Here is a 5,577-nt window from a genome sequence, read left to right on the forward strand (position 1 = left end):
CGGTTGCGGGAATGGCTGCTGCGTCACCCGGAGCTGGACGCGGTCGACGTGGCCTACTCGCTGCTCACCACGCGAGCCCAGATGCCTTGGCGCGGAGGCGTTGTCGGGCAGGACCGCGCGGAACTGCTGACCGGTCTGGCGGCGTTGGCCGACCCGGCCGCACCGGCCCCGGCGATCGATCCGATCATCGGCCGGGCGCAGCGGCGGCGCATCGCCTTCGTCTTCCCGGGCAACGGCAGCCAGTGGGAGGGAATGGCGCGGGGTCTGCTGGAATCGGATCGCGCCTTCGCGGAGTCGATCGCCGAATGTGAAGCGGCCCTTGCCCCGTATGTGGACTGGTCGCTGACGGCGGTGCTGCGTGGCGACGCGGACGCGCCGGCGACCGCGGATGTGGTGCAGCCCGTTCTCTTCGCGGTGATGGTCTCGCTGGCCCGGATGTGGCGAGCGGCCGGTGTCGAGCCGGACGTCGTGGTCGGCCATTCCCACGGCGAGGTGGCCGCCGCCCACATTGCCGGTGGACTGTCGCTGGCCGATGCGGCGCGGGTGGTGGCGCTGCGGTCCCGGGCGATCGCCGACGAGCTGGTCGCACAGGGCGGAATGGCCTCGATCGCGCTGGACGCCGAGGCGGTGCGAGAACGTCTGACGAAGTACGAGGACCGGCTGGTGCTGGCCGCGGTGAACGGACCGGCGCAGAGCGTGGTTTCCGGTGACGTGTCCGCGCTGGAGGAGTTCCTGGCCGACTGTGCTCGCGAGCAGGTGCGGGCCCGCCGGGTAGCGATCGACTATGCGTCGCATTCGCAGGCGGTCGAGCGGATCCGGGAACGGCTGCTCACCGAACTCGCACCGATCCGCCCGCGGTCCGGCTCGGTGCCGTATTTCTCCCCTGTCGTCGCCGACCGGCTGGATACGGCGGAACTGGACGCCGAGTACTGGTATCGGTCGGAACGGGAACCGATCCGATTCGCCGATACCGTCGCGGCGCTGATCGACGCGGGCATCACCGGATTCATCGAGGTCAGTCCGCATCCGGTGCTCACCATGGGGATTGCCCGGACCGCCGAGGCGGTCGGCGCCGACGGCCTGGCTGTCGTCGGATCGCTGCAGCGTGGCGCGGGGGACCGAGCCCGATTCCTGACCTCGCTGGTCCAGGCCTACTGCGACGGTGTGCCGGTGGACCCGGCCGCGCTGGTGCCCGGTGGAGCGCGGGTCGAACTGCCGCCGTACGCGTTCCAGCGGCGCAGCGTCCGGTCCGGTGCATCGGCCGACGCGGCAGGTACCGATACGGCGGCTCCGATGTCCGCGGGCGGCGGAGCGGCGGGCGACAGCCCGCTGGCTCGCATTCTGCTGGCGGCGCCCGAATATCAGCGTCGCACCATCGCTCTCGATATCGTTCGCGAACACGCTGCGGCGGTATTGGGCCACGACTCGGCCCGGGCCATCCGCCCTGACCTGCCGTTCACCGATCTGGGTTTCGACTCCGTCAGCGGGCTCGCACTGCAGAACCGGCTGAAGCGGGTCACCGGTGTAGCGCTGCCGGCGTCCCTCGTCTTCGACCATCCGACCGCGGATGCGGTGGCCGCTCTGCTGCACGCCCGAGTCACCGGCACCGACCGGGGGACGCGCCGGGTGCCACGGCGGACGACCGCGGACGAACCGATCGCCATCGTCGGTATCGGCGCCCGATTCCCCGGTGGGGTGCGGTCCGCCGAGGACCTCTGGGCCGTGACCACCGAGGGCAGGGATGTGATCGGCGATTTCCCGACCGACCGAGGCTGGGACCTGGAGCGGTTGTTCGATCCCGATCCGGCGAAACCCGGAACTGTGTACACCCGCCGCGGCGGATTCCTCGGTGATGCGGGCGATTTCGACCCGGACTTCTTCGGCATCAGTCCCCGCGAAGCGTCGGCGATGGATCCGCAGCAGCGACTGTTTCTCGAAACGTCGTGGGAGGCGCTGGAGGACGCGGGGATCGACCCGACGTCGTTGCGCGGCAGCGACACCGCGGTCTTCGTCGGTGCCTGCTCCTCGGGCTACTCGCGACGGGTGACCGGTGAGCTGGAGGGATACCGGCTGACCGGCACGTCGCACAGCGTCGTCTCGGGTCGGGTCGCGTACGTGCTCGGGCTGGAAGGTCCGGCCGTGACAGTCGATACGGCCTGCTCGTCTTCACTGGTGGCCCTGCATCTGGCCTGCCGGGCGCTGCGCCAGGGCGAGACGTCGCTGGTGCTGGCCGGCGGGGTGACCGTCGCGGCGAGTCCGTATCTGTACGTGGACTTCGCCCGCCAGCGTGGCCTGTCTCCCGACGGCCGGTGCAAGGCGTTCTCGGCCGATGCGGACGGCGTGGTGTGGTCCGAGGGCTCGGGCGTGCTCGTCCTCGAGCGGCTGTCCGACGCGCGGCGGCTCGGCCACCACGTGCTGGCCGTTGTTCGCGGTAGTGCGGTGAACCAGGACGGCGCGAGCAACGGATTGACCGCCCCGAACGGGCCGTCGCAGGAGCGGGTGATCGCGCAGGCCCTTGCCGATGCCGGGATTCCCGCCGCCGCGGTGGACGTGGTGGAGGCACACGGGACCGGCACCGCACTGGGCGACCCGATCGAAGCGCAGGCGCTGATCGCCGTGTACGGCCAGGGGCGTGATGCCCGGGAGCCGGTGCGCATCGGTTCGGTGAAGTCGAATATCGGCCACACCGTGGCGGCCGCCGGGGTCGCCGGTGTGATCAAGATGGTGCAGGCGCTGCGCCACGAGCGGCTGCCCCGCACGTTGCACGCCGAAACGCCCTCGCCCCATGTGGATTGGACCGCGGGTGCGGTGCGACTGCTGACCGAGGCCGAACCGTGGGTCGCCGGCGACCGGGTGCGCCGAGCCGGGGTCTCGTCGTTCGGGATCAGCGGCACCAATGCGCATCTGATTGTCGAGGAAGCGCCGGCCGCCGCGCCCGTGGCAGCCGAGGACGACCACGCGGCCCCGCTGCCGTTCGTCCCGCTGCTGGTGTCGGGCAAGGGGGAGGCCGGACTGCGGGCGCAGGCTGCTCGGCTGCGGGCCTGGCTCTCGGAGCGGCCGGAGCTGGATATCGCCGATGCGGCCTACGCGCTCGCGACATCGCGGGCGCAGCTGGATTCACGGAGTGTGATCCTGGGGCGCGACCGGGACGAGGTGCTCGAGAGGTTGGCGACTTTCGCCGAATCCGGAACCGGTACCGGGGTGATCGACGGCGTCGTCGGCTCGGGCCGCACGGCCTTCCTGTTCACTGGGCAGGGCGCCCAGCGGGTCGGGATGGGTTCGGGTCTGTACCAGGCGTTTCCGGTATTCGCGGCGGCGTTGGACGAGGTGTGTGCGCACTTCGACCCGTTGCTCGGCCGTTCCCTGCGCGAGCTGATGTTCACCGACACCGAGGGTGTGCTGGATCGGACCGAGTTCACCCAGCCCGCGCTGTTCGCCTTCGAGGTGGCGCTGTATCGCCTGCTGGAATCGTTCGGCGTCACTCCGGATGTGCTGATCGGCCATTCGATCGGGGAGGTCGCGGCCGCCTATCTCGGGGGACTGTGGTCGACGGCGGACGCCTGCCGGCTGGTGGCGGCCCGCGGTCGCCTGATGGGTGCGCTCCCGCCGGGTGGCGCGATGCTGGCCGTCGCGGCAGCCGAACCGGACGTGAACGAGGTCGTCGCGCGGTATTCCGGGCGCGTATCCATCGCCGCGGTGAACGCGCCCGAGGCCCTCGTGGTGTCGGGAGCGGAGGCGGCGGTCGCCGAGATCGAGGAGCTGTTCGTCCGGCGCGGGTGCAAGACGTCGCGGCTGCGGGTCGGGCACGCGTTCCACTCGGCGCTCATGGAGCCGATGCTGGAGGAATTCGCCGCTGTGGCAACGGGATTGACCTATGACCGGCCGCGCCTGCCGGTGGTGTCGAATCTGTCCGGCCTGCTCGCGGGAGACGAGCTGCTGGAGCCGTCCTACTGGGTGCGGCACGTGCGGGACGCGGTGCGCTTCGCGCCGGGGATCGAGACGTTGCTCGCCTCGGGAGTGCGCCGATTCCTGGAGGTCGGCCCCGACGCCGTGCTCACCGCGCTGACCCGGCAGATTCTCGGGGAAAGCGCGGATTCGGTGGTGATGGCGGCCGCGCGCCGGGATCGCGACGAGACCGTGCAGTTGTCGACGATGTTGGCGCAGGCCCACACGTCCGGTGTCCGGGTCGATTGGACGGCGCTGTTCCGGCGCCGTCCACAGCAGCGAATTCCTCTGCCCACGTATGCATTTCAACGTCGGCGCTATTGGCTGCCCGATGTCGCGGACAGCGCCGATGTGCGGCTGACGGGGCTGGACCGCACCGACCATCCGCTCGTGGGTGCGGCGGTGTGGCTCCCGGATGCGGACGGGGTGGTGCTGGCGGGCCGGCTGTCGCTGTCGAGTCATCCGTGGTTGGCCGATCACGTGATCGGCGGTTCGGTAGTGGTACCAGGGACGGCATTCGTGGAGCTGGCGGTGCACGCCGGGGCGGTGGTCGGCAGTCCACGGCCGGCCGAGCTGATCGTGACCGCCCCGCTGATCGTGCCCGCGACGGGCGCCGTCGAACTACGGGTGATGGTCGGCGGTCCCGATGCCGATGGTTCCCGGCAGCTGTCGGTGCATTCGCGGCCCCAGCACGACGGCGAAGCGGAGGGGGCGCCGTGGGTGCGCCATGCCACGGGAACGCTTGTGGCAGAAGCGCCCTCGGCTCCCGCGCAACTGCCGGACAGGTGGCCGCCGGCCACGGCGCAGCCCGTGTCGATCGAGGACGTCTATGCGGAGCTGGCCGGGCGCGGCTACGACTACGGTCCCGCTTTCCGTGGGCTGACCGCACTGTGGCGGCACGACGGCGAGGTCTTCGCCGAATTGACGTTGCCGGAGCAGGCGAACTCCCCGGACGGCCGCACGACGGGGTACACCTCGGCGGGCCGATTCGGTATGCACCCGGCGTTGCTGGATGCGGTGCTGCACGCACTGCTCGCCGGCGGCCTGGTGGACGCGCCGGCGCCGGATACGATTCTGGTGCCGTATTCCTGGGAGAACATCGACATCCGTGCCGTGGGGGCCACCTCGCTGCGGGCCCGGTTGGTGGCGGCCGATGTCGAGGGCGGTGATCGGCGAATCACGCTGTCGCTCACGGATTCCCACGGCGCGCCTGTTGTCGGGATCGGTGCGGTGACCATGCGGCCGATTCCCATGGGAGCACTCGGCGACGCGGCGGCGGATCGGTCCGGCCTGTATCGAATCGATTGGGAAGCGGCGCGGTCGGATTCGGCGGATCCGTCCGCACCAGCCCTCGCTGCGCTGCCGGGCGCGAATATCGCCGGTATCGGCGAGACGTATGCCTCGCTCGCCGAACTCGTTGTGGCCGAGGATCTTCCGACCGCAGTCGTCTGGCGGGCGCCCGTCCCTGCCGTCGGCGATCTCGCGGCGGGAGATCCGGGCCAGGTCCGGACCGGAGTGCACATCACCCTGGCGATGCTGCGGACGTGGCTCGCGGCGGAACGTCTGTCCGATGCGCGGTTGGTGGTCGTCACCACGGGCGGCGCCGGGCCGGTCGGCGCGGGCGCACACCCG

General features: G+C 71.0%; 1 protein-coding gene. It reads left to right on the forward strand.

The window, feature by feature from the left end; all coding sequences use genetic code 11:
* Positions 1–5,577 (forward strand): type I polyketide synthase (locus tag NE2_RS31815; protein WP_157110987.1); only part of this gene is annotated, 5,577 nt, incomplete at both ends.

Source organism: Nocardia elegans NBRC 108235, from assembly GCF_001612845.1.
Lineage (GTDB): Bacteria > Actinomycetota > Actinomycetes > Mycobacteriales > Mycobacteriaceae > Nocardia > Nocardia nova.